Raw genomic sequence first — 26,068 nt, forward strand, 5'->3', positions numbered from 1 at the left:
GTTGTGTAGGCCGGATAAGCGCAGCGCCATCCGGCGTAATGCTTTACCCGCGATGCAGTTTGCGTGGGATAAGATTTGTGAGCAATACAGACTCACGGTTCCAGGCCGTGCGTCATTAGAGAGAATCCGGGTTATGTTGCAGTTCATTCTCCGACGTTTGGGACTCGTCATCCCCACGTTTATCGGTATCACTCTTCTCACTTTTGCCTTCGTCCATATGATCCCCGGCGATCCGGTAATGATCATGGCGGGTGAGCGTGGGATCTCCCCTGAGCGTCATGCTCAACTGCTGGCCGAACTTGGTTTGGATAAACCGATGTGGCAGCAGTACCTCCATTATATCTGGGGGGTTATGCATGGTGATTTAGGTATCTCGCTGAAAAGTCGTTTACCTGTGTGGGATGAGTTCGTGCCTCGTTTTAAAGCCACGCTGGAACTTGGTGTCTGCGCGATGATTTTCGCCGTCGCAGTGGGTATTCCGGTGGGTGTGCTTGCCGCCGTTAAGCGCGGTTCCATTTTCGATCACACCGCCGTTGGACTGGCGCTGACCGGTTACTCGATGCCGATTTTCTGGTGGGGCATGATGCTGATCATGCTGGTTTCCGTGCAGTTGAACCTGACGCCGGTTTCCGGCCGGGTGAGCGACATGGTATTCCTTGATGATTCCAACCCGCTGACCGGTTTTATGCTGATTGACACCGCTATCTGGGGTGAAGAGGGTAACTTTATTGATGCGCTGGCGCATATGATCCTGCCCGCGATGGTGCTGGGTACCATTCCTCTGGCGGTAATTGTGCGTATGACTCGTTCATCAATGCTGGAAGTACTGGGTGAAGATTACATTCGTACCGCCCGTGCCAAAGGCCTGACCCGTATGCGCGTCATCATCATTCACGCTTTGCGTAACGCCATGCTGCCCGTTGTCACCGTTATCGGCCTACAGGTTGGTACGTTGCTGGCCGGGGCGATCCTGACCGAGACTATTTTCTCATGGCCTGGGCTGGGACGCTGGTTGATCGATGCGTTACAGCGCCGCGATTATCCGGTGGTACAGGGCGGGGTGCTACTGGTCGCGACGATGATTATTCTCGTCAACCTGCTGGTAGACCTGCTGTACGGCGTGGTGAACCCGCGTATTCGTCATAAGAAGTAAGGGGCCATCATGTCACAGGTTACTGAAAATAAAGTTATTGCCGCACCGGTGCCGATGACCCCGATGCAGGAGTTCTGGCACTATTTCAAGCGCAATAAAGGCGCGGTTGTCGGGCTGGTTTATGTTGTCATCATGATTCTGATTGCGGTCTTTGCGAATGTTCTCGCCCCGTATAATCCGGCTGAGCAGTTCCGTGATGCGCTGCTGGCACCGCCTGCGTGGCAGGAAGGCGGCACGATGGCGCACCTGTTTGGTACTGACGATGTGGGCCGCGATGTGCTCTCTCGTCTGATGTACGGCGCGCGTCTGTCGCTGCTGGTCGGCTGTCTGGTCGTGGTTCTCTCCCTGCTGATGGGGGTCATTCTCGGGCTGATCGCCGGCTACTTTGGCGGGATTATCGATAACGTTATCATGCGCGTGGTCGATATCATGCTGGCGCTGCCGAGCCTGTTACTGGCGCTGGTGCTGGTGGCGGTATTTGGTCCTTCGATTGGCAACGCCGCGTTGGCGCTGACGTTCGTGGCGTTACCGCACTATGTGCGCCTTACACGCGCCGCCGTACTGGTGGAAGTCAACCGCGACTACGTTACCGCTTCGCGCGTGGCGGGAGCCGGTGCGATGCGCCAAATGTTCGTCAATATTCTGCCTAACTGTCTTGCGCCGCTGATTGTTCAGGCATCGCTTGGTTTCTCTAACGCTATTCTCGATATGGCTGCCCTCGGCTTTCTGGGGATGGGCGCACAGCCGCCTACGCCGGAATGGGGCACCATGCTCTCTGACGTTCTGCAGTTTGCCCAAAGCGCCTGGTGGGTCGTGACCTTCCCGGGGCTGGCGATCCTGCTGACGGTGCTGGCATTTAACCTGATGGGTGACGGTCTGCGTGACGCGCTCGATCCCAAACTGAAGCAGTAAGAGGTTCGAGATGGCGTTATTAAATGTAGATAAATTATCGGTGCACTTCGGCGACGTAGGCTCCGAATTCCGCGCCGTAGACCGCATTAGCTACAGTGTGAACCAGGGTGAAGTGGTTGGCATTGTGGGAGAGTCCGGCTCTGGTAAGTCTGTCAGTTCGCTGGCGATTATGGGGTTGATTGACTACCCAGGCCGTGTGATGGCCGAAAATCTGGAGTTTAACGGTCGTGACCTGAAGCGCATCTCTGAGAAAGAGCGTCGCCAGCTTGTGGGCGCGGAAGTGGCGATGATTTTCCAGGATCCGATGACCAGCCTTAACCCGTGCTACACCGTCGGCTATCAGATTATGGAAGCCATCAAGGTGCATCAGGGCGGCAATAAAAAAACGCGCGTTCAGCGGGCGATTGACCTGCTGACGCTGGTGGGGATCCCCGATCCGGCTTCGCGTCTGGACGTGTATCCGCACCAGTTGTCTGGTGGGATGAGCCAGCGCGTGATGATCGCGATGGCGATTGCCTGTCGTCCGAAGTTGCTGATTGCCGACGAACCGACGACGGCGCTGGACGTGACCATTCAGGCGCAGATCATCGAGCTGCTGCTGGAGTTGCAGCAAAAAGAGAATATGGCGCTGGTTTTGATTACCCACGACCTGGCGCTGGTGGCGGAAGCGGCGCACAAAATCATCGTGATGTACGCCGGGCAGGTCGTGGAAACCGGAGCAGCACAGGATATTTTCCGCGCGCCGCGTCATCCGTATACCCAGGCATTACTACGCGCGTTGCCGGAGTTTGCGCAGGATAAAGCGCGTCTGGCCTCGTTACCGGGTGTGGTCCCAGGTAAATATGATCGACCGACGGGCTGTTTGCTGAACCCGCGCTGTCCGTATGCAACCGACAAATGCCGCGCTGAAGAACCTGAACTGAATCTGCTGGAAGGCGGTCGTCAGTCGAAATGCCACTACCCACTTGATGATGCCGGGAGGCCCACACTATGAGTACGCATGAGGCCACCTTGCAACAGCCGCTGTTGCAGGCTATCGATCTGAAAAAGCACTACCCGGTGAAAAAGGGCATGTTCGCCCCGGAACGCCTGGTAAAAGCGCTGGACGGTGTCTCCTTTACCCTCGAGCGCGGTAAAACGCTGGCGGTGGTAGGTGAGTCCGGCTGTGGAAAATCCACGCTTGGCCGCCTGTTGACGATGATTGAAGTGCCGACCGGCGGTGAGCTGTATTACCAGGGGCAGGATCTGCTCAAGCACGACCCGCATGCGCAGAAGTTGCGTCGGCAGAAAATCCAGATTGTGTTCCAGAACCCGTACGGTTCTCTGAATCCGCGTAAGAAAGTGGGGCAGATTCTGGAAGAGCCGTTGCTGATCAACTCCACGCTTAGCAAAGAGCAGCGGCGTGAAAAAGCGCTGGCGATGATGGCGAAAGTCGGGCTGAAAACGGAGCACTACGATCGTTACCCGCATATGTTCTCCGGCGGCCAGCGTCAGCGTATCGCGATTGCCCGTGGTCTGATGCTGGACCCGGACGTGGTGATTGCCGACGAACCGGTCTCGGCGCTCGACGTTTCGGTTCGTGCGCAGGTACTGAATCTGATGATGGATTTACAACAGGATCTTGGACTGTCCTACGTTTTTATCTCGCACGACCTGTCGGTGGTGGAGCACATTGCCGATGAAGTGATGGTGATGTATTTAGGCCGCTGCGTGGAAAAAGGGACCAAGGATCAGATCTTCAATAATCCGCGTCATCCGTATACCCAGGCGCTACTCTCTGCCACGCCACGTCTGAACCCGGACGACCGCCGCGAGCGTATCAAACTGACCGGCGAGCTGCCGAGCCCGCTGAATCCGCCGCCGGGCTGTGCGTTCAATGCTCGTTGCCGCCGCCGCTTTGGTCCGTGTACCCAGCTTCAGCCGCAGTTGAAAGACTATGGCGGTCAGCTGGTGGCCTGTTTCGCCGTTGACCAGGATGAAAACCAACAGCGATAAACGTGGGTTATGACCTAATAACCGGAGCCTTGTGCTCCGGTTTTTTTATATTTTGTTTTTACGTCCACAATGTGAGTCCTCTGGCAGAACATTATTCCACAGCGTCTAAAATGTAGTCAGATTCCCTTTTGTCACAGAAATAGCGATTTCGCAGTTGCTAACGATCAGGAGCAAATGTGGTCACGATACGCTGGGATATTAAAACAATTGATCGTCTGTCGATGGTTGAGGATGTCCTGAAGGAATTTTCCTGCTGTGATATCAATATCATCTCCATGAAAGTCACGCCGGGACGGATCCTGATTAAATCCTGGTGCCGCCAGTTACAGGATATTTCCTGCGTGCAATCCTGTTTAAGCCAGCGCGCCGATATTATTAATGTCGCTTACCTGTGTGAAGAGATAAGCGAACTGTCAACGTCCGAGCCGGAACGCCCGCGCTATTTCTCTGACATTATTTGCAGCAGCCAGAGCATGCGCTTACTTATCGAAAAGGCGATCAGAATTGCCGACAGCAAATATACCGTTCTGATCCGCGGTGACACGGGAACCGGCAAGGAGTTACTGGCCCGGGCTATCCATAATTCCGGGCAGCGGCGGTTTTATCCGTTTATTCCGGTCAACTGCTCTGCATTACCTGAGTCGTTGATGGAGAGTGAATTCTTTGGCTATGAGAAAGGGGCCTTTAGCGGCGCAGATTGTAAAGGCAAAAAAGGGCTGTTTGAAATGGCTGATAAAGGCACCCTATTTCTCGATGAGTTTGGTGAAATGTCGCTGAGCTTGCAGGCAAAATTACTGCGTGTGCTTCAGGATGGTGGGATCCGTCGCGTTGGCGGGGCACAAATTATACCGGTTAATGTACGTATTATTGTGGCGACCAACGCCAATCTGGAAGAGATGGTGGAACAACGTCTGCTGCGTGCCGATCTCTATTATCGCATCAACGTACTTTCACTCACCATTCCTCCTTTAAGGGAGCGTCCGCAGGATATCACTCTACTTATTCGCCACTTTGTGCAGAAGTACGCGAAGGAATTTCAGCGCCGGATAATCCTGGATAAAGCCTGTTTTGCGGCCTTGCACCATCACGCCTGGCCGGGAAACGTCCGTGAACTGGAAAATACCATTATTCGTCTGATGCTGATGGCGGAATCGGATGTCATTACCCTGGACGAACTGGGAATGGTGAATTTACCCGCGGTTGAGCAAGCCCCAACGGAACGCCCTTTTAAAGAACAGGTTCTTAGTGCTGAGCGTCAGCTCATCGAACAAATGGTCGAAGATAATGTGTCGTCGCGGCATATCGCTAAAGCGTTGGGGGTGTCGCATACGACGGTGTTGAATAAAATTCGCAGCTATCAGTTGGAGAGTGTGAGTTAAGCGCCGCCAGTGGCTGACGGCGCGTTAGACGGGTTATTCAATCAGCTTCAATAATGGCGACAGGCATAGCAGAATTCCGTACAGCAGGATCAGCCAGGTTTTAACGCCGCGCAATTTCTCCAGTTGCGTTACTTTATAGATCAGGAAAAAAGGAATAATACACGACACAATCCCGTACAGTGGGCTACCCAACTGGAAGAAAACCAGTACCGATACGCGGAACGACACCCAAATAACCAGGGTGATCACAATAAATGTGCAAATACCCAGCGTAAGCACTAACGGATTAATTTTCTCAACGTCAATGACACGACTCAGGACGTTAAGAATAATACCCTTAATCGCCTCATGGAACCCCAGGTAAATACCAAAAAACGCCGTTAATACGGCGAAGATATTCAGTACCGTTGAGGTGATATGAATAATTTGTCCTGGAATAACCTGCGCTGCCAACGCTAGGGCGGAAATATTTTGTTCAAAGGCCGAAACGGCCTCTTCATGGCTAATCGAAAAGGTAAAAGAGAAGGAGAAAAACAGAATAACCGCAATCAGCGTAATGTAACTGATGCGATGCGTGCGTATCGCCATGCGCGTCGCCAGTACCCGGTCAGCCACCCGTTTGCGATAAGCGATGTTCATTGGGTTTAATACCTGTATAAACACCGCAGAGAAGAAGCAGAACGGGATGGTCAACAGCACGTTGCGAAAGAAAACCGAGGCTTCAGGAAATGCGCTGATATTGCTAAAGTTCCAGTGCGGGACCATCGCAAAACCAAACACGATGATGATCCCCACTTTTACTACTACCATCGGACCGGAGATTTTGAACAGCAGCTTTTCTCCCCCGGAAGCAATGGCGACCAGCACGGCAAAAATGGCAACTTTGTAGATTATTGACTGCGAAAGGTCGGCCTCGGTCAAGCCAAAGGTTTTGATATAAGAGGCACTGTCAAATACTACGGATAAGGAATAAATAAATATACCGTGAATAATCATCAGGAAGTAAATGACGCCAAGAAATACGCCCCAGTTTTTCCCCAAATAATGACTTATAATATCGGTATAGTCATTACAGGTTTCACTTTCTGATAATGTTTTTAAATAAATGTCCTGCACAATATAGGTTGCGGGATAAGCAATAATAAAGGCGACAATAAATACCCAAATACCAGTTAAGCCAATTTGTACCGGCATCAGTACCGTTCCGGCGCCAATTGCCATGCCGATACAGAGTAATACCCAGCCAAAATCGTATTTCGTGAACGGTATTTTTTTTGAGATTGGTACGGCGGTTGCTGTATTGTTGCTTAATTGTAATGTGTTGTCCTGCATAGAACCCCCTGCCCAAAATACACGCTCTCCCCGGAAAAGGATTGCGCGTATAGCCAGACTGTTGTGCCTTGATTCCCAACAGCCTGAACCGATCGGCGTCGGCTCAGGCTGTAGTGGTCAGAATGTTGCCTTTCTGATGGCGTGTTCAAGGTCGTTAATAATATCTTCTGGATCTTCAAGACCCACAGAAAGACGGATAAGCCCGTCGGTAATACCTGCTTTAAGCCGTTCCTCTGGCGCAACGGGCGAATGTGTCATAGACGCTGGGTGCTGAATGAGGGTTTCGGTATCACCGAGACTGACCGCGAGGAGGCACAATTCTACAGAATTGATCATCCGTCTGCCAGCCTCGAGGCCGCCGGCGATTTCGAAGCTAATAATTCCTCCTGGCAGACTCATCTGCCGTTGGCCCAGCTCATACTGCGGATGTGAAGAGAGGCCGGGATAATAAACGTGGGTGATGGACGGATGTCCTTCCAGGAAGCGGGCGATTTTCATCGCATTTTCGCAGTGACGTTCCATTCGAATGCCCAGTGTTTTAACGCCGCGCAGCGTCAACCAGGCGTTGAACGGACTCATGCAGCCGCCGGTGATATCTTTCAACCCAACAAACCGCGCCTGGTCGATAAACTCCTGCTTGCCGACGATAATGCCGCCAATCACATCCCCGTGACCGTTGATATATTTGGTGACGCTGTGCACCACGATGTCTGCGCCCAGTTGCAAAGGCTGCTGACAGTACGGCGACATAAAAGTGTTATCCACCACCAGCAATGCGCCTTGCTGATGGGCAATACCGGCCACCGTTTCAATATCAACCAATGAGAGCGTCGGGTTGGCGGGCGTTTCGATATACACCACTTTGGTTTCCGGGCGCATGGCGGCGCGAATTTCTTCAGGATTCGCCGCATCGACAAAGCTGACGTTAATCCCGAACTTCGGCATGCTGTGTGACAGAAACGCGTGGGTGCAACCGTAAATCGCGCTGGCGGAAACGATATGATCGCCCTGTTGGCACAAAGTGAGTAGCGTTGTGGTGATAGCAGAAATACCGGATGCGGTTGCCAGCCCGGCTTCACCTCTTTCCAGTACCGCCAGCTTTTTCTCCAGCGCATCGGTGGTGGGGTTACCCAAACGAGTATAAATGTACCCGGACTCCTCCAGCGCAAAGCGGGCGGCACCTTGTTCGGCGCTGTCAAACACAAACGTTGAAGTCTGGAAAATAGGCGTACTGAGCGCGCCAGTTGAAGGGTCGGGTTGTTGCCCCGCGTGAACGATCTGGGTGTTGAATCCGTAAGTACGACAGTCAGACATGATATCTCCTTTAATTCGGAACAGAACAGCTCACACTCAAATAGCAATCGCTGTGCCAGAAATTGAATTAATAGATATCAATGAGTTATGTATTTTCCTGGATTGATGGTCGGCAGGAATGTTGCCAACTGGCAAGAATCTTTCCAGCGTCCTGGCGAGAAACGGGTGAAATGCGAGGCGCTACGCAGAGCGGAATATTGCGCGGTGATATGGCGAATGGGCTACCGTAGAATCAGCGGCAAGCTGGGAATTCCCGGTGAGGCGCAATGTTGCGGGGGCTTGATCCCCGGCGGCATCGGTTGCTGGAAAGAGAAAACCCCCGCACGTTGTTCGGTATAAACCTGGCAACAAAACGGGGGCTAACTTGACTCCAGACAAGTTAAGAATAGCCGCGAACAGTTGCCATTGCAACACAGGCGGCTATATGACGCTCGCACAGTTAGGCGTGGCCTTCTGGCACGATTTAGCGGCTCCGATCATCGCTGGTATTATTGCCAGCCTGATTCTGAGCTGGCTGCGTAACAGGAAGTAATGCTCTTAGTGGGCGTCTGCCTGCCGTGATGGCAACATGCGCCCGAACCAGGCCGCAGGGGTGACCTTGCGGCCTTTTTCGGCTTAAATGCAGATAAATCTCGTCGTCAGGTGCCTATCCTGTCGCGATAATGCACGCTGGGAAGTTTTCAGATACCGTCTCTCTTAATACCGCTACGATCGGGTATACTCTGACGGCAGTTTCGTCTATCCGTGGAGAGTCAGTTTGCGTGTCAGTCGCTCGTTAACAATTAAGCAGATGGCAATGGTCGCGGCCGTTGTCATGGTGTTTGTTTTCATTTTTTGCACCGTTTTGTTGTTCCATCTGGTACAGCAGAACCGCTATAACACGGCTACACAACTGGAAAGTATCGCTCGCTCCGTCCGTGAACCTCTTTCCGACACTATCCTGAAAGGGGATATTCCCGAAGCGGAAGCCGTTCTACGCAGTATTCGGCCAGCAGGCGTGGTCAGCCGCGCTGATGTGGTGCTCCCCAATCAGTTTCAGGCGCTGCGGATGAGCTTTATTCCCGAACGCCCGGTTCCCGTTACGGTGACCCGCCTGTTTGAGCTGCCGGTGCAAATTTCGCTGCCGGTCTATTCACTTGAGCGTTCAGCGAACCCACAACCGCTGGCGTATCTGGTGCTGCAGGCGGATTCGTACCGCATGTACAAGTTTGTGATGAGCACGCTCTCAACGTTAGTGACCATTTACTTACTTTTATCGTTAATACTCACGGTAGCTATCTCATGGTGTATTAACCGTTTGATTGTGCATCCATTACGCAAAATCGCTCGTGAGTTGAACGACATTCAACAGCAGGACCTGATTGGCTATCAACTGGCATTACCACGTCTGCATCAGGATGATGAGATTGGTATGCTGGTGCGTAGCTACAACCTCAATCAGCAGCTCATCAAACGCCATAGCGAAGAGCAAAGCGACCATTCGATGCGCTTCCCGGTTTCAGAATTGCCCAACAAGTCGTTTTTAATGGGATTACTGGAGCAGGTAGTGACGCGTCAGCAAACGACGGCGTTGATGATTGTCACCTGTGAAACCCTGCGTGATACCGCGGGCGTGTTAACCGAAACTCAGCGAGAAATCCTGCTGCTCACGCTGGTCGAAAAACTGAAATCCGTATTGGCTCCCAGAATGGTGCTTACCCAGGTGAGCGGCTATGACTTTGCCATCATCGCGCATGGTGTAAAAGAGCCCTGGCATGCTATTACACTAGGTCAGCAAGTACTCACTATCGTTAATGAGCGGTTACCGATTCAGGGCATTCAACTACGTCCGAACTGCAACATTGGGGTGGCGATGTTTTATGGTGATTTAACCGCAGAGCAGCTCTACCGCCGCGCCCTGTCCGCCGTGTTAACGTCGCGTCATAAAGGTAAAAACCAAATTCAGTTCTTTGATCCGTTGCAAATGGAAGAGGCGCAGCAGCGTTTAACCCAGGAAAACGATATTTTAACCGCTATGGATAACCAGCAATTTGCGCTCTGGATGCAGCCCCAGGTAGAGATGTCCAGCGGCAAGGTATTGAGCGCAGAAGCATTATTGCGGATGCAGCAGCCGGACGGTAGCTGGGAGCTTCCGGAAGGGTTAATCGACAGAATTGAGTCTTGTGGTCTGATGGTGACAGTCGGTTATTGGGTGCTGGAAGAAACATGCCGCCAGCTGTCAGCCTGGCAAGAACGCGGTCTGATGCTGCCGCTTTCGGTGAATTTATCCGCTCTCCAGTTGATGCACCCAAGTATGGTGTCTGATCTGCTGGAGTTGTTGACGCGCTATCGCATTAAGCCTGGCACATTGATTCTGGAAGTGACTGAAAGTCGGCATATTGACGATCCCCACGCCGCAGTGACCATTTTGCGACCGCTGCGCAACGCGGGCGTGCGCATCGCGCTGGACGACTTTGGCATGGGGTATGCGGGTCTGCGACAGCTACAGCATATGAAGTCGCTACCGGTGGATGTACTCAAAATCGATAAGATGTTTGTCGATGGTGTGCCCGAAGATTGCAGCATGATCTCCGCTATCATTCAGTTGGCACACAGCCTCAATTTGCAGATGATCGCCGAAGGCGTTGAAACGGAAGCGCAACGCGAATGGTTATCACAAGCCGGGGTGGAAGTGGCGCAAGGCTTCCTGTTTGCCCGACCCGTTCCGGCAAATATCTTTGAAGAACGTTACCTGGCACCGGAAAGCGCTGATTACAAAAGTTAAAAAAGGTCTCGCTTGTGCGAGCCAGCTCAAAATTTTTAACATTTTTGTATCAATTATGATCCAGGTGCATTTCTGTCATGTTGAGTGGGTGTTACTTTAAGGCCGCAGGTTAAACAAAACCTTACAAGACCTGTGGTTTTTACTTTAAGGACACCCTATGAAGACCTCTATATTCAAAAGCCTTTACTTTCAGGTCCTGACAGCAATTGCCATTGGTATTCTCCTTGGCCATTACTACCCTGAATTAGGCGCCCAAATGAAGCCGCTTGGTGATGCTTTCGTTAAGCTCATCAAGATGGTCATCGCACCTGTCATCTTCTGTACTGTCGTGACCGGCATTGCAGGTATGGAAAGTATGAAAGCAGTAGGCCGCACCGGTGCGGTTGCACTGCTCTATTTTGAAATTGTCAGTACGATTGCGCTGATCATCGGCCTTATCATCGTCAACGTGGTGCAACCCGGTGCCGGGATGAACGTCGATCCGGCAACGCTGGATGCCAAAGCGGTAGCGATTTACGCCGAACAGGCAAAAGACCAGGGGATCGTAGGTTTCCTGATGGACATTATCCCTGCGAGCGTCATTGGCGCGTTTGCCAGCGGTAATATCCTGCAGGTATTGCTGTTTGCGGTAATGTTTGGTTTTGCTCTGCATCGTCTGGGCAGCAAAGGCCAGATGATCTTCAACGTAATTGAAAGCTTCTCGCAGGTTATTTTCGGCATCATCAATATGATCATGCGCCTGGCGCCGATCGGTGCTTTCGGTGCCATGGCCTTTACCATCGGTAAATATGGCGTCGGAACGCTGGTGCAACTGGGGCAGCTGATAATCTGCTTCTACATCACCTGTATTCTGTTTGTGGTTCTTGTACTGGGCTCCATTGCTCGCGCGACTGGCTTTAGCATCTTCAAATTCATCCGCTATATCCGTGAAGAGTTGCTGATCGTACTGGGTACATCTTCTTCTGAATCCGCACTGCCGCGTATGCTCGATAAAATGGAGAAACTGGGCTGTCGGAAGTCGGTTGTCGGGTTGGTTATACCCACGGGGTACTCGTTTAACCTTGATGGAACATCAATCTATCTGACGATGGCGGCGGTGTTTATCGCTCAGGCCACCAACAGTCACATGGATATCTTCCATCAGATAACCCTGCTGGTGGTGCTCCTGCTCTCCTCGAAAGGCGCAGCGGGTGTGACCGGGAGTGGCTTCATTGTTCTGGCCGCGACTATCTCTGCGGTGGGGCATTTACCGGTCGCTGGCCTGGCGCTGATTCTCGGTATTGACCGCTTTATGTCTGAAGCCCGTGCGCTTACCAACCTGATTGGTAACGGTGTTGCAACCGTCGTTGTGGCTAAATGGGTGAAAGAACTGGATACCAAAAAGCTGGATGACACGCTGAATAATCGTGCGCCGGATGGCAAAACGCACGATTTATCCTCTTAATCTCGTCACTTATGCCCGTAGTCCCTTCCAGGACTGCGGGTGTTTGCGCATAATTACCCCCTGTGCCTGAAACCGTCGATTCGGCGGCGTCGGGATTTTTTCACTTCCTCCGTGACATTTTCATGTTCTTGCGGTCTAACACGAAGTGTTTTTAACGTCATATTCAGAGAGCCCTTTCGCGGGCTGTCTTTTTATTACCAGGATAGTTGATCAGGGGTTCACATGCAGGGCACAAAAATTCGACTTTTAGCGGGCGGCTTGCTGATGATGGCCGCTGCCGGCTATGTGCAGGCAGATGCGCTCCAGCCTGACCCGGCGTGGCAACAGGGCACGCTGGCAAATGGTTTACAGTGGCAAGTGTTAGCCACTCCCCAGCGCCCCAGCGACCGTATTGAGGTTCGCCTGCTGGTCAATACCGGTTCACTCACCGAAAGTACGCAACAGAGTGGTTTCAGCCATGCGATCCCGCGTATCGCGCTGACGCAAAGCGGTGGCCTCGATGCCACGCAAGCCCGTTCATTATGGCAGCAGGGGTTCGATCCCAAGCGTCCCATGCCGCCCGTTATCGTTTCCTATGATTCCACGCTATATAACCTCAGTCTGCCTAACAGCCGTAACGATCTGCTGAAAGAGTCACTTTCTTACCTGGCGAATATTTCCGGCAATCTGAGCATCACCCCTGAAACGATCAACCACGCGCTGAGTAGCGAAGATATGGTCGCAACCTGGCCGTCCGATACCAAAGAGGGGTGGTGGCGCTACCGTCTGAAGGGCTCAACCCTGTTGGGGCACGATCCAGCCGATCCGCTGAAAACGCCTGTCGACGCCACGAAAATCCAGTCCTTCTACCAGAAATGGTATACCCCGGACGCGATGACGCTGATTATCGTGGGTAACGTAGATGCGCGCAGCGTGGCTGAACAAATCAATAAAACCTTTGGCGAGTTAAAAGGAAAACGGGAAACCCCTGCGCCGGTGCCGACGCTTTCGCCGCTGCGTGCGGAAGCCGTGAGCATTATGACCGATGCGGTACGCCAGGATCGCCTTTCCATCATGTGGGACACGCCGTGGCAGCCAATCCGTGAATCCGCCGCGCTATTACGCTACTGGCGCGCTGATTTAGCCCGTGAAGCGCTGTTCTGGCATATTCAGCAGGAACTGACCAAAAACAATGCCAAAGATATCGGCCTTGGATTTGATTGTCGGGTCCTGTTCCTGCGTGCCCAGTGCGCTATCAACGTGGAGTCGCCGAACGATAAGCTGAACGCGAACCTCGGTACGGTTGCGCGTGAGTTGGCGAAAGTGCGTGACAAGGGACTGCCGGAAGAAGAGTTCAATGCGCTGGTGGCGCAAAAGAATCTGGAACTGCAGAAACTGTTTGCCACCTATGGCCGTACCGATACCGACATTTTGATCAGCCAGCGTTTGCGCTCGCTGCAAAATCAGGTGGTGGATATCGCGCCTGAACAGTATCAGCGTTTACGCCAGAGCTTCCTCAACAGTCTGAACGTTGAGATGCTGAATCAGGATCTGCGCCAGCAACTGTCGCAAGATATGGCGTTAATTCTGCTGCAGCCGAAGGGGGAGCCTGAATTCAATATGAAGGAACTGCAGGCGACGTGGGATAGCATTATGGCACCCGTTACCGCAGCGGCAACGCCGGTAGACACGGATGAGTCACATTCTGAAGTGACGGATATCCCGCCGGTACAGTAACCTCCAGGCCGGATAAGGCGGTTACGCCGCCATCCGGCCTTGGGTGGGTATGCCGGGGGCGCTTCGCTTGCCCGGCCTACAAGAACAACACGTTATTGCGGCATAGCGTCGCGTGGGATAATCGCCCCGCGATGCTGAATCACTGTGCTTGCCGTCAGGTGACCGCGTTTTGCGGCATCGGCGGCATCGCCACCGGTCAGACGTACCGCCAGATACCCGGCGCTGAAGGAATCTCCCGCAGCGGTGGTATCAATCACTTTCTCTTTCGGCAATTTAACGGCCGGGACGTCGATCAGCGCTTCGCCCTCGATAGAAACCAGGCAAGAATCTGCGCCGCGCTTCACCACGACTTCCTGAACACCAGCCGCGTGCGTACGGGCAATTACCTCGGCTACAGGTCTTTCACCCCACAACGCGTCCTCATCATCCAGCGTCAGGAACGCGATATTGGTGCATTCCAGCATCTGCTGATAAACCTGCTGCGTTTCTTCTTTGCTGCTCCACAGGCGTGGGCGGTAGTTATTGTCAAAAATGACTTTTCCACCGTTAGCGCGGCATTCACGCAGTAACGTCAGCAGTTTGTCACGGCTGGCCGGGCTTAGAATCGCCAGGCTGATTCCGCTCAGATACAGATAGTCAAACGTCGCCAGCTCTTCGCAAATCGCGGCGGACTGTTCGCTCTCCAGCCAGAATTTTGCGGCAGCTTCATTACGCCAGTAGTAGAAGGTGCGCTCGCCGGTGCTGTCGGTCTCAATGTAGTAGAGTCCCGGCAGGCGGTTTTCCATACGCTGGGTTAATGAGGTGTCAACATTTTCACTCTGCCAGGATTCGAGCATTTGTTGGCTGAAACTGTCAGTACCCAGTGCAGTCACATAGTGTACGGAAAGTGCCGCCGCATCGACCTGGCGGGCGATATAAACGGATGTATTCAACGTGTCGCCACCGAATCCGCGCTGAACGTCAGCGCCTTTCTGTGACAGCTCAATCATGCATTCGCCAATCACGGCAATCTTTCTGGACATAGTCGTAACCTGCTCTGAAAAAAATTAGCGTTAGTGTGCGCTGTGGGTGTTAAGTGGTCAACTATATTAAAACAACGTTCCATTATTTTTTTGAGCCAGCACGTGTTCTGCGCTGTTTTTGCCGCTTAGTTTTTATTTTGCCTGCGGCGGAACGTAAAGTTCTGCGCCCGAGCGCCGATAACCTTTGACGAGTCCGGTCAGTCACACTCTTATTTACAGGACATCTTTGATGATAAAGCAGGTTACCCAGCAGCTCATTACGCCCGATGCGAGTATCGAAAGCTTGCAGGCGAGACGCTATTGGCTGCAGTGCGAGCGTGCTTACACCTATCAGCCGATTTACCAGACTGATGGACGGCTGATGGCCGTTGAACTGTTGACCGTCGTGAGCCATCCTGCTAACCCTGCCCAACGTATTGCGCCAGATCGCTATTTTGCTGAAGTGGCCGTCCGACACCGTATAGAGGTCGTGAAAGAGCAGCTTCTGCAGCTTGAGCTGAAAGGTGACTTTTTCAGAACCAATAACCTGCTGGCCTCAGTGAATGTCGATGGCCCAACGCTGATTGCAATGCGCCAGGATCCTGAAATCCTGAAAATCATCGAATGCCTGCCCTGGCTGCGTTTTGAGCTGGTGGAGCATATCCGCCTGCCGAAGGGATCGTCGTTCGCCTCAATGTGCGAGTTTGGTCCACTCTGGCTGGATGACTTTGGTACCGGAATGGCGAACTTCTCGGCCCTGAGCGAAGTGAGTTACGACTATATTAAAGTGGCGCGGGATCTGTTTGTCATGCTGCGTCAGACGCCGGAAGGCCGCAATCTCTTCACGCTGTTGTTACAGCTGATGAACCGCTATTGCCGCGGGGTGATTGTTGAAGGTGTTGAAACACTTGAAGAGTGGCGTGATGTGCAAAACTCACCGGCTTTCGCGGCGCAAGGCTATTTTCTTTCTCGTCCAGTACCTCTGGACACCCTCGAAGAGGTGATCCTGTCGCTTTGATTCGGATGTAACGTCCCTCATTTTGCCCTGCTGGACTATCTTTAGGACAGGCAAGGAAGGAAGTGAGGACGCTAACTATGACAAAAGCAGGCAAAATAACCGTATCAATATCAGGGGTTTTCTTGTTGTTGATCGTCGTATTCATCATTGTGATTGCGACATTTGACTGGAACCGGCTCAAACCGACCATCAACCAGAAAGTCTCTACAGAACTCAACCGGCCCTTCGCCATACGGGGCGATCTGGGGGTGGTTTGGGAGCGCCAGAAGCAGGAAACCGGCTGGCGTAGCTGGGTTCCGTGGCCGCACGTTCATGCCGAGGATATTATCCTTGGCAACCCGCCGGAGATTCCCGACGTCACCATGGTGCATCTTCCCCGCGTGGAAGCCACGCTCGCGCCACTGGCATTACTGACAAAAACCGTCTGGCTACCGTGGGTCAAGCTGGTAAAGCCTGATGCGCGCCTTATCCGCCTGTCGGAGAAAAACAATAACTGGACCTTTACCCTCGCAGAAGACGAAAACCGTGATCCGAATGCGCCGCCATCCGCGTGGTCTTTCCGGCTGGATAATATTCTCTTCGATCAAGGACGCATCGCTATTAACGATAAGGTGACCCGCTCGGAACTTGAGATTCTGGTCGATCCGCTGGGTAAGCCATTGCCCTTTAGCGAAGTGACGGGCGCAAAAAGTAAAGAGAGTCAAACCCGCGTTGAGGATTACGTATTTGGTTTGCAGGCCAAAGGACGCTATAACGACGAACCGCTAAGCGGTAGCGGAAAAATAGGCGGGATGCTGGCGCTGAGGGGTGAAGGAACCCCTTTCCCGGTGCAGGCTGATTTCCGTTCGGGCAATACGCGGGTAGCATTTACCGGTACGGTAAATGACCCGATGAATATGGGCGGCGTGGATCTGCGGCTTAAATTCTCGGGTGATTCGCTAGGGGATTTGTACGATTTGACGGGGGTGCTGCTCCCGGATACGCCGCCATTTGAAACCGACGGGCGTCTGGTGGCGAAAATCGATCCGGAAAAATCCTCTGTTTTTGATTACCGCGATTTTAATGGTCGCATTGGCGACAGCGCTATTCATGGAACGCTAACTTATACGACCGGTAAGCCGCGTCCGAAACTGGAAGGGGACGTCGAATCACGCCAGCTGAGACTGGCTGATTTGGGACCGCTGATTGGTGTGGATTCGGGTAAAGGCGCGGAAAAGGCCAAACAATCTGAACAGCGCAAAGGTGAGAAGAGCGTCCAGCCTGCCGATAAAGTCTTACCGTATGACCGCTTCGAAACTGACAAATGGAATGTTATGGATGCTGACGTACGTTTCAAAGGTCGACGCATTGAGCACGGCAGCAGCCTACCGATTAGCGATCTCTCCACCCATATCATCCTGAAAAATGCCGACCTGCGCCTGCAGCCGCTGAAATTTGGCCTGGCGGGAGGCAGCATTGTTTCCAGAATCCATCTGGAAGGGGATAAAAAGCCGATGCGCGGGCAGGCGGACATTCAGGCTCGCCGCCTGAAACTAAAAGAGCTCATGCCGGATGTAGAACTGATGCAGAAAACGCTCGGTGAAATGAACGGTGACGCTAAATTTAGCGGCAGTGGAAACTCGGTGGCCGCGCTGTTGGGGAACAGCAATGGCAACCTGAAGCTGCTGATGAACGATGGCTTAATCAGCCGGAATCTGATGGAAATTGTGGGGTTAAATCTGGGTAACTATCTTGTTGGTCAGATATTTGGTGACGACGAAGTTCGCGTAAACTGCGCGGCGGCGAATCTGGATATCGTTAACGGCGTGGCACGTCCGCAGATCTTTGCTTTTGATACGGAAAATGCGGTGATCAATGTGACCGGGACCGCGAGTTTTGCGTCTGAGCAACTGGATTTAACCATCGATCCGGAGAGCAAAGGTATTCGTATTATTACGCTGCGTTCGCCGCTGTATGTTCGCGGGACCTTCAAGAACCCGCAGGCAGGCGTAAAAGCTGGGCCATTGATTGCGCGTGGTGCGGTTGCCGCCGCATTAGCCACGTTAGTCACCCCAGCGGCGGCACTGTTGGCGCTGATTTCCCCTTCCGAAGGTGAAACCAATCAGTGCCGGACGATACTGTCGCAAATGAAGAAGTGATGTCAGGCCGGATGCGGTGTTTACGCCGCATCCGGCAAAAGAATCACAATGACTGATGACGGGTCTCATGGGTTAACAGCAGCGCGATCAATGTTAACGCCGCCATCGACGCCAGATACGTTCCTACCGCTGCCAGACCGTAGTTCGCCTGCAGCCATGCGGCAATATAAGGGGCAACGGAAGCGCCAAGAATCGACGAAACGTTATACGAGAATGAGGCGCCCGTGTAGCGAACCTCGGTTGGGAACAGCTCCGGCAGCAATGCGCCCATTGGACCAAATGTCAGTCCCATCAGACTTAAACCCAGCAGCAGGAAAGCGAACACCAGTGCCGGATTGCCAGAGCCGAGCAGCGGTTTAAAGGCAAACAGCGCAAACAGAATGATAAGCGTGGTGATGATGAGCATGCTTTTGCGGCGACCAAATGCGTCGGCCAGCAGCCCCGCTACAGGCACCATAACGCCAAAGCCAATTACCGCCATCATCAGCATCCACAACACTTCATTACGCGGCAGGCCAAGCCCTACAGGCGCAGCGGCTGTACTGAACGTCATTGAATAGACGGTCATGATATAGAACAGCGTATAGGTCGCCAGCATGATGAACGTACCGAGGATCGTTACGCGAACATGTTTTGTCAGTAAGGTACCCAGCGGGATTTTCACCTGTTTTTTCGCCGCAGCCACTTTGGCGAAGACCGGGGACTCATGCAATGAAACGCGAACGTACAGGCCGATGATCACCAGTACCGCAGAGAAGATGAACGGTACGCGCCAGCCCCAGCTCATAAACTGTTCATCGGTCAGCAGCCAGGAAAGCATCAGGAAGGTGCCGTTGGCGAAGAAAAAGCCGATAGGCGCGCCCAGTTGCGGGAATGACCCGTACAGTGCGCGTTTACGCGGCGGCGCGTTTTCCGTTGCCAGCAACGCCGCGCCGCCCCACTCACCGCCCAGACCTAAGCCCTGACCAAAACGAGCGAGCGCCAGCAGCAACGGGGCGAAAATGCCGATAGTTTCATAGCCCGGCAGCAGGCCAATGACAACCGTTGAAATCCCCATGGTAAGCAGTGAAGCAACCAGCGTGACTTTACGGCCTACGCGATCGCCGAAATGACCGAATACTGCGGAGCCGATTGGCCGGGCCACAAAAGCGATAGCGAAGGTGGCGAGGGACTGCAGCGTAGCCGCGGTCGGATCTCCCTGCGGGAAGAAAATATGGGGGAACACGATCACCGCGGCGGTCGCGTAGATATAGAAGTCGAAGAACTCAATGGCGGTACCAATGAGTGAGGCGACGACGACTTTATTGCGCGAGTTGACCGGGGTGTGTTCCTGTTCGTTGTCGAGTGTTGTGGCTGTTGCTTGCATAATATTTTCTTATTTTTGGCCGAACGAAAGGCCATATTACGCACAGCAAAAGCGATATTTCAATCTGTAACAAATTCTGTGATTGGTTAAAAAATGAGTAAAAAGGGAATAATATTTATGCTGGAGATTTCACTTCCATGAAATGCTTCACATAATTTAAAACTTAGATGATAAAACTGGTTTTTGGTTAAATAAAAGTTACGAGTTGGATTTATTCACTAAATCAGTAAGAGCAGGCGGCATTATAATTGCCGGATGGCGCTGCGCTTATCCGGCCTACAAACTCACCCGTAGGCCGGATAAGACGCGTGCGTCGCCATCCGGCAATTCACAACTAATCCGGCAGTGGCTATTGAGTTTTCCCCGGCATTCGCGGGTCATCTTTGTATTCCGCTGTCGCAATCCAGGCGGCGCAAAACAGCGTCAGACGAGCGAAGAAGTAGAAGAACGCCATCAGTCCAAGCACGGAACCAAACGCCGCGCCTGACGGCGATTGCACCAATGATGGCAGCGTGTAGGTCATGATCATTTTGATAACTTCAAACCCCAGCGCCGCGATAAACGTACCGCGAATAAGTGCTTTCTTACGTGGCCGGTGACGCGGCAGTCGCCAGAAAATCCAGAAGAAAAGTAAATAGTTGGCGAAAATAGAGATGGTCAGGCCGATCAGGCGCCAGGCGGGCTTCAGCCATTCGATGCCGTCGAGATACAGCGCAGAGATAATCATCTGCTGGGCGGAACCGGCGATAGAAGTAATGGACAGGGTGACAATCAGCGCAATCAGCAAACCAATCAATGAGACAAAATCACGCAGGTATTTTACCCAAATTTTTTCCTGATCCTGCGGTGTACGCTCCCAGACATCTCGCGACTGGGCACGAATCGCTTCTCTCAGATTGCCCATCCAGTTAATCCCGGAATAAAGGGCGATCCCAAGCCCGACCAGACCCACGGTGGTTCGCTGTTGAACGGCGGTGTTAATGGTGTTTTTCAGCGTGGAGGCGAGCGTCGGGTCGCTGACATTAAGCAGAATCTTGCCGAAGATATCCTGTAACAGCGTAGGGTGCGAGGCGAGAATAAAACCGGCGGCGGCAAATGACACCATCAGGATAGGGATCATCGACAGGAACGAGAAGTAGGTGATAGCGGCGCCAAACTGGTTTCCCATGCGGTCATTAAAACGCTCTGCGGCTCGAATCATATGGGCGATGACGGGCTGACGTTGAATTTTATCGGCGAGGGTCAGGGCTGTTTGCAATGCCTGGTTGGTTGTACCGTTGGTTTCTGTTTTTTCACGCTCCTGGGTCTCAATTTTTGGGATCGGTGCGTGCTCAAGTTCCTGAATGGGGCGTTTTATCTCTTTTTCCTGCGTCATCAGGCCAGTATTCCTTGTTCTGTTCATTCTCAGGACAGTATAGCTTGTCAGTCAACATAGTCTTTCATTACGCCGGTCAGCCATTCCATAAACAGATGAACCCGGCGGGAGAGGTTGCGGCGATGCGGATACAACAGAGAAACCGGCATTGGCGCGGCACGATACTGCGGTAATACCTCGACCAGCGTACCGGTGCGCAGGGCGTCGCGTACGCCGACGCGTGGCACCTGAATAATGCCCAGGCCGGCAAGGCACGCGGCATGATAGGTTTCCGTGCTGTTCACCGTCAGCATGCCGCCGGTTTTAACCCATTGAGTACCGTTGTCTGTCGCCACTTCGAAACCTTGCGCACGGGTTCCCAGGTTCACTGAGTAATGCACCACCGCATGCGAGGCTAAATCTTCCAGGCTTTCCGGGTAGCCAAAGCGGGCCAGATATTTTGGGCTGGCGCAGTTAATCTGCGTGAGTTTCCCCAGGGGACGGGCAATCAGCCCTGAATCTTTCAGCGTACCGACGCGTACCACGCAGTCGAAACCTTCGCGGATCAAGTCCACCAGACGGTCGCTGCTGCTGAGTTCGAGTTCAAGTCCCGGATATTGATGCAAGAAGGCTGTCAGGCGGGGCATCACCAGATTTCTCGCAACGCCCACCGGCATATCCACGCGCAGCTTGCCGCTGATGCTGGCCGGATCGTGATGAAATAGCCCATCCAGTTCATCCAGATTACTTAACAGATCTTTCGCGCGTTCATAATAGATCATGCCGTCTTGTGTGAGCTGGACGCGTCGGGTGGTGCGGTGCAACAGCTGCGTGCCAAGATGATTTTCCAGGGCCTGGATTTGTCGCGATACGCTACCTTTAGGTAGTCCAAGGGTGTCCGCCGCACGCGAAAAACTCTCCAGTTCTGCGACGCGGATGAACAACTGCATTGCGTGAATTTTATCCATTCCCATGCCCTATTGTTGTTCTGTACGAAACAGTAATGCGTAGTTAGCGGTATTTATTGTTTTTTTACCACCTAATAAGCTTTGTCTCAATCTTCACTACACAAGAAATGAGGTTTCTTATGACGCAACGTATCGCATTGGTGACCGGCGGCGGTCGTGGACTCGGTAAAAACGCCGCGCTTAAGCTGGCGGGCAAAGGAATTGGTATCATCCTGACGTGGAACAGCAATGAAAAAGAAGCGCAGCAGGTTGTGGATGAAATTCGCCAATCAGGCGGTAAAGCCGCGGCATTGCCGTTGAATGTCGGGGATATTTCAACATTCCCTCAGTTTATAAAACAGGTGCAGAAAACCATACAGGCCCAGTGGCAAAGCGACACCTTTGATTATTTATTGAACAACGCCGGGGTTGGTATTAATGCGCCGTATCCGGCGTTCACCGAAGCGCAATTTGATCAACTTTTGAATATTCACTTTAAAGGTCCATTCTTCCTGACGCAGAATCTTTTACCGCTGATGAATCAAGGCGGCAGGATCCTCAATGTTTCAACCGGGCTCGCGCGCTTTGCATTGCCGGGTTACAGCGCATACGCGGCCATGAAAGGGGCGATGGAAGTGTTAACCCGTTATCAGGCAAAAGAGCTGGGAGAGCGCGGAATTACCGCCAATATTATTGCCCCCGGCGCGATAGAAACGGATTTTAGCGGTGGAAATGTGCGGGATAACGCGCAACTGAATGCGTACATTGCATCGCAAACTGCGTTGGGGCGCGTTGGTTTGCCGGATGATATCGGTGACGCGATTGCCGCATTGCTCAGCGATGAGCTGGCCTGGATGACGGCGCAGCGTATTGAGGTCTCCGGCGGGATGTTCCTGTAATCCATAGTGTCTTATTCAGCCAGATATTGGCTGAATAAGCATTTAATGCGATGTTGTATTTTGTAACACATTTGGCTGATAGTATGGATTCCTTATTTTTCGCCACAAATATAGACTGCGTTTAATTAATTTTAATTTGATGGATATAAACGTCAGAATATAAGAATTTACTTAATATGTGTCGCTGTTTTTGTTCCTTTGTGTGATTCTGTTGATTGAGCTGTAACTAATCATAATTTCTGCTTCTTTCTTCTGCGACTATCGGTAGAATAGCCCTCCGCCAAATGGTGACTTCTTATTTTACCCTATGGGTTATACCCTTCCGCGCGCTAAGGCTAATATCTTATTCAGACGGAGATAAATAATGCAGTTAATAATGTTTGACAGGCAGTCAATATTTATTCATGGAATGAATGTAAGTTTACAGCAACGTATTCCAGGAGTGAATGTTCAGGGTGTCAGTCAGGCAGATGATCTGTGGCAGAAACTGGAAGACAACCCTGATGCGCTGGTAATGCTGGATGGCGATCTTGATGCTGAGTTCTGCCGCAGCTTGCTACAACAGATCGCGCAGCGCTATGCGGCGGCAAAAGTGCTGGTAACAGTAACGGATTGCCGTAAAAGATGGCTACAGGAGGTCACGCAATTAAACGTGCTGGCCATTGTTCCACGTGACTCTGACGCGGAAACCTTCACACTGGCGCTCAATAGTGTCGCGATGGGCATGATGTTTATCCCCAGAGACTGTATTACAGCGACTGAGAGTAGCAGACAAAATATAAAATCGCTCAGTGCGCGTCAGCGGGAGATTCTGACGATGCTGGCCGCGGGCGAATCGAATAAACAAATTGGTCGACTGTTAAATATCAGTACCGGAACGGTAAAAGCCCATCTTGAATCGCTTTATCAGCGCCTGGAGGTAAAAAACCGTACCCAGGCGGCAATGATGTTAAACGACGCCATTTAATGGCCGCAAATTTCACAGTCAGAACACTTCTGGCTGTGAAATCGCCACAGGCCAAATTTCTGCAGCGCTAAATCGAGTTATTCCCACGCTGAATATCCACGTAATTAATGCTTCCAGTTGAAACCGATCTTTTATTTGCGGTCTTTTCTCATGTATGAACCCCTCGCAGAGATGCAGATCGGCGAGCAGAAGTGATTCTGCCTGCATTAGCGTAATGGGAGTATCAAAGGTTTCTTCTGCGGCAATTTCATGCCCGTAACCTATCACCCAAACCCCATTTTTATCCTGATACTTTTCCAGCGACAGGCCTTGCCATTGCTTAATAAATGCGACACAGGCGGGTGTGAAATGCGTCGAACGGAGCGGCATAAGACTCTCTGAACAAAGAGATATATTTTAAGAAATCCACTCTGTTACGCCAGTTGCCATGTGGCCAGTTTTTACAGCAAAACGCCTTATGGCATTGGCGGCCGATATTCACGTTTTAACAGGCCGAAAATTCAGTCATCGCGCCATATGTGATGCAGCCGCTTCCCGCAGCGTATCTTTGTGAATGTATTCGTTCACCCTCAGTGGACGACAGATCGGGCGTGATGTTTTCAATACAGGCGCGGGCATATCTCCTGAATAATTTTCAATGATTGTGCGGAAGTCACTGTAAAACAGATTTATTTGTTATATGAATGTATTTTAGTCTACGTCGATACATATCTGCTTTCATAGAAAATAACGACATACCATTGTGTGGCCGCACGTTTTGGGTCCTTTTAGGGAAGATGATGACCAATAGCGCGTTACAAGCGACAAGTACACCCTTTGAACGTTGTCTGGCAATCATTCGTCAGGCATCGGTAGAAATATTGCTGCTGTTAGGCGTGCATGTAGCAGAAGGCAAAGAGCCGCGATGGTTCCTCGAGCAGCTTGACCAGGCCAGACTGAATCTGGGCGGTTGGGGAGCTGTCGCCAGACGGTTGCAGATGAATGATGCGCAGTTGAGCCAGTTCACTCTGCGGCTGCGTCATCTGCAGCAGAGCGTGCCACAGTATGAAAATGGCCAGGACGTCAGTGAAAACCAGCTGATTTCTGCGCTGCGCTTCGTGGCGTCTCTGGAACAATTGCGCCAGCAACAGCCGATCCTGAAGTATGAAACTGAGATTGAACGTGCAGAGCCGGAAGCACAGATCCACGCGCAGCGTCAGCTTCGTGCAATAGAGTTAACGCTCAAATCGCTTATCGCACGAGTATGGCCGGATCAACATCCACTCAACAGCTTCCTGAAGCAGCACTTCGGGGGTGAACGTCTGCGTCGCTGGTTAAAGCTGGGTGAAAGTCGGGATGCGCTGGACGGCATGATGTTCAGCGAGCTGGCGCTGATGGTCGTGGATAAGAAATTGTTTGTACGCCACTTTACCCAGATTTTTAACGACACCTCGGTGCTGACGCTGTTTGTCGAACCCCGTCTTACGTTGCGTATGTTCCTCGATGATTGTCGGCTGGCCCGTAACGGCGTTATTGCACAGCAGCCGCTGACCTCGGTACAACTGATGCTGCTGGAGTGTCAGTACCGACAGATTACTCACCCTGTACAACGGGCATTTGCAGAACGGCGTACGCGTGTTAATCCCGCGTCGTATATGGAGTCTGATGAGGCGACCGTCCGCCAGTTCTGGGAAACGGCAAAGCAAAAGGATGAGCAGGCGGGCGGCGATAAACAGGAAATTGCCGACAGTATTGATCCGCCGGAGAAGCGGGCAAAGCGCAGTGCGGAGGAGCGTGAACAGCTGATTTCCGGCGTGTTGTGGGTCGCGGTCGGCGTGATGGTGCTGGTGATTTCGCTGGGTGCGTTCTGGTTATTCACTTCGCCAGCGCCACAGGCGTCATCCGGACAATCCGTTGAAATCGTGCAGGAGGAGCCACGGCGTGATGCACCTTCCGCACGGGAATCTGTGACCCGAATGGGGATCACCTGGGATGCTTTTAACATGCGCGCGGCTATCGATCGCAACGATACTCGCGTGACGTCACTGTTCCTGCAAGGCGGGATGGACTGGAAGCTGGCGTGGACGGAGCAGGCATTTTCTGCGGGCAATACCGAGGTATTGAGACTGCTGCTGCGCTATCCTGCGCAGATGAACGAGAGCAAACCTTGCAGACAGTTTATGAGTACGCTCAGTCATGCCATGTCGAATGGGGCGTCACTCACTTCCTTGCACAAAAGCTACCTGCAAAGTTTTTGTTCGGTTCCGGCGGTTATCGCGCGTCAGCAGTATGATCTGGAACAGGCTCAGCGGCGCGCTCGTGCAGAGCCCAGCCCGGAGAATAAGAAGTGGCAAAAAATTCATACTGAACTCTACGATGCGATTAACTAA

At 52.3% G+C, this 26,068-nt stretch carries 22 protein-coding genes; 15 read left to right on the forward strand and 7 right to left on the reverse strand.

The annotated features are described in order from the left end of the window. Window positions 1-133: 133 nt before the first annotated feature. From dppB to FDW92_RS21330, 5 genes are all read left to right on the forward strand, one after another. Window positions 134-1,153 carry a dipeptide ABC transporter permease DppB gene (dppB, locus tag FDW92_RS21310; protein ID WP_032940634.1) on the forward strand — a complete coding sequence of 340 codons (1,020 nt, stop codon included), beginning with the start codon at window positions 134-136 and terminating at the stop codon, window positions 1,151-1,153. A 9-nt stretch (window positions 1,154-1,162) separates the two neighbouring features. Beyond that, window positions 1,163-2,065, forward strand: a complete 903-nt coding sequence (gene dppC / locus FDW92_RS21315; protein ID WP_042311715.1) for a dipeptide ABC transporter permease DppC — start codon at window positions 1,163-1,165, stop codon at window positions 2,063-2,065. A gap of 10 nt (window positions 2,066-2,075) precedes the next feature. Beyond that, entirely contained in the window at window positions 2,076-3,059 is a 984-nt protein-coding gene (gene dppD, locus FDW92_RS21320; protein WP_042311717.1) for a dipeptide ABC transporter ATP-binding protein, read from the forward strand. After that, entirely contained in the window at window positions 3,056-4,060 is a 1,005-nt protein-coding gene (gene dppF / locus FDW92_RS21325) for a dipeptide ABC transporter ATP-binding subunit DppF (RefSeq protein ID WP_042311718.1), read from the forward strand. The genes dppD and dppF overlap by 4 nt, the downstream gene beginning before the upstream one ends. 176 nt (window positions 4,061-4,236) lie before the next feature. After that, on the forward strand, window positions 4,237-5,439 hold the full coding sequence (locus tag FDW92_RS21330; protein WP_042311720.1) for a sigma 54-interacting transcriptional regulator: 1,203 nt from the start codon (window positions 4,237-4,239) through the stop codon (window positions 5,437-5,439). Window positions 5,440-5,472: 33 nt separating this feature from the next. Here FDW92_RS21330 and FDW92_RS21335 read toward each other — a convergent pair whose 3' ends face one another. Beyond that, a complete protein-coding gene (locus FDW92_RS21335; RefSeq protein ID WP_042311726.1) occupies window positions 5,473-6,771 on the reverse strand; it encodes an aromatic amino acid transport family protein in 1,299 nt (432 codons plus the stop codon). Between the two features lie 117 nt (window positions 6,772-6,888). After that, the gene (megL, locus tag FDW92_RS21340; RefSeq protein ID WP_042311728.1) at window positions 6,889-8,085 is read right to left on the reverse strand and encodes a methionine gamma-lyase; all 1,197 of its coding nucleotides are present in this window, start codon (window positions 8,083-8,085) and stop codon (window positions 6,889-6,891) included. A gap of 105 nt (window positions 8,086-8,190) precedes the next feature. On the opposite strand from megL, the gene FDW92_RS21345 reads away from it, so the two are divergent. From FDW92_RS21345 to FDW92_RS21365, 5 genes are all read left to right on the forward strand, one after another. Continuing rightward, the gene (locus FDW92_RS21345; RefSeq protein WP_137400697.1) at window positions 8,191-8,424 is read left to right on the forward strand and encodes a hypothetical protein; all 234 of its coding nucleotides are present in this window, start codon (window positions 8,191-8,193) and stop codon (window positions 8,422-8,424) included. Between the two features lie 85 nt (window positions 8,425-8,509). Beyond that, window positions 8,510-8,617 carry a type I toxin-antitoxin system toxin Ldr family protein gene (locus tag FDW92_RS21350; protein ID WP_042311730.1) on the forward strand — a complete coding sequence of 36 codons (108 nt, stop codon included), beginning with the start codon at window positions 8,510-8,512 and terminating at the stop codon, window positions 8,615-8,617. Window positions 8,618-8,842: 225 nt separating this feature from the next. Continuing rightward, the gene (gene hmsP, locus FDW92_RS21355) at window positions 8,843-10,849 is read left to right on the forward strand and encodes a biofilm formation regulator HmsP (RefSeq protein WP_072014793.1); all 2,007 of its coding nucleotides are present in this window, start codon (window positions 8,843-8,845) and stop codon (window positions 10,847-10,849) included. 157 nt (window positions 10,850-11,006) lie between these two features. Continuing rightward, on the forward strand, window positions 11,007-12,293 hold the full coding sequence (gene dctA / locus FDW92_RS21360) for a C4-dicarboxylate transporter DctC (RefSeq protein ID WP_006687518.1): 1,287 nt from the start codon (window positions 11,007-11,009) through the stop codon (window positions 12,291-12,293). Window positions 12,294-12,515: 222 nt separating this feature from the next. Continuing rightward, window positions 12,516-14,009 carry a pitrilysin family protein gene (locus tag FDW92_RS21365; RefSeq protein WP_042311734.1) on the forward strand — a complete coding sequence of 498 codons (1,494 nt, stop codon included), beginning with the start codon at window positions 12,516-12,518 and terminating at the stop codon, window positions 14,007-14,009. A gap of 92 nt (window positions 14,010-14,101) precedes the next feature. On the opposite strand, the gene FDW92_RS21370 is transcribed toward FDW92_RS21365, so the two are convergent. Next, complete coding sequence (locus FDW92_RS21370; protein ID WP_042311737.1) at window positions 14,102-15,031, reverse strand: sugar kinase; 930 nt, start codon at window positions 15,029-15,031, stop codon at window positions 14,102-14,104. A 229-nt stretch (window positions 15,032-15,260) separates the two neighbouring features. Between FDW92_RS21370 and pdeH the strand changes: the two genes are divergently transcribed. Beyond that, entirely contained in the window at window positions 15,261-16,028 is a 768-nt protein-coding gene (gene pdeH / locus FDW92_RS21375; protein ID WP_042311746.1) for a cyclic-guanylate-specific phosphodiesterase, read from the forward strand. A 77-nt stretch (window positions 16,029-16,105) separates the two neighbouring features. Further along, window positions 16,106-18,166 (forward strand): AsmA family protein, encoded by a 2,061-nt coding sequence (locus tag FDW92_RS21380; protein ID WP_042311747.1) that lies wholly within the window; start codon window positions 16,106-16,108, stop codon window positions 18,164-18,166. A 43-nt stretch (window positions 18,167-18,209) separates the two neighbouring features. Here FDW92_RS21380 and FDW92_RS21385 read toward each other — a convergent pair whose 3' ends face one another. From FDW92_RS21385 to FDW92_RS21395, 3 genes are all read right to left on the reverse strand, one after another. After that, a complete protein-coding gene (locus FDW92_RS21385) occupies window positions 18,210-19,532 on the reverse strand; it encodes an MFS transporter (protein WP_042311748.1) in 1,323 nt (440 codons plus the stop codon). A 349-nt stretch (window positions 19,533-19,881) separates the two neighbouring features. Then, on the reverse strand, window positions 19,882-20,907 hold the full coding sequence (gene yhjD, locus FDW92_RS21390; protein ID WP_042311750.1) for an inner membrane protein YhjD: 1,026 nt from the start codon (window positions 20,905-20,907) through the stop codon (window positions 19,882-19,884). A 47-nt stretch (window positions 20,908-20,954) separates the two neighbouring features. After that, a complete protein-coding gene (locus tag FDW92_RS21395; protein WP_042311998.1) occupies window positions 20,955-21,854 on the reverse strand; it encodes a LysR family transcriptional regulator in 900 nt (299 codons plus the stop codon). Window positions 21,855-21,973: 119 nt separating this feature from the next. Here FDW92_RS21395 and FDW92_RS21400 point away from each other — a divergent pair, with 119 nt between their 5' ends. Both FDW92_RS21400 and FDW92_RS21405 read left to right on the forward strand, forming a co-directional pair. Next, on the forward strand, window positions 21,974-22,732 hold the full coding sequence (locus FDW92_RS21400) for an SDR family oxidoreductase (protein ID WP_042311753.1): 759 nt from the start codon (window positions 21,974-21,976) through the stop codon (window positions 22,730-22,732). Window positions 22,733-23,096: 364 nt separating this feature from the next. Next, window positions 23,097-23,699 carry a response regulator transcription factor gene (locus tag FDW92_RS21405; RefSeq protein WP_042311756.1) on the forward strand — a complete coding sequence of 201 codons (603 nt, stop codon included), beginning with the start codon at window positions 23,097-23,099 and terminating at the stop codon, window positions 23,697-23,699. Window positions 23,700-23,717: 18 nt separating this feature from the next. Here FDW92_RS21405 and FDW92_RS21410 read toward each other — a convergent pair whose 3' ends face one another. After that, window positions 23,718-24,068, reverse strand: coding sequence for a lysozyme (locus FDW92_RS21410; protein WP_042311758.1), 351 nt, complete (start codon window positions 24,066-24,068; stop codon window positions 23,718-23,720). Window positions 24,069-24,478: 410 nt separating this feature from the next. Here FDW92_RS21410 and FDW92_RS21415 point away from each other — a divergent pair, with 410 nt between their 5' ends. After that, window positions 24,479-26,068 carry an STY4199 family HEPN domain-containing protein gene (locus FDW92_RS21415; protein WP_042311761.1) on the forward strand — a complete coding sequence of 530 codons (1,590 nt, stop codon included), beginning with the start codon at window positions 24,479-24,481 and terminating at the stop codon, window positions 26,066-26,068.

Origin of the sequence: Citrobacter sp. wls706 (genome assembly GCF_005281305.1) — a bacterium.
GTDB classification, from domain to species: Bacteria; Pseudomonadota; Gammaproteobacteria; order Enterobacterales; family Enterobacteriaceae; genus Citrobacter; species Citrobacter werkmanii.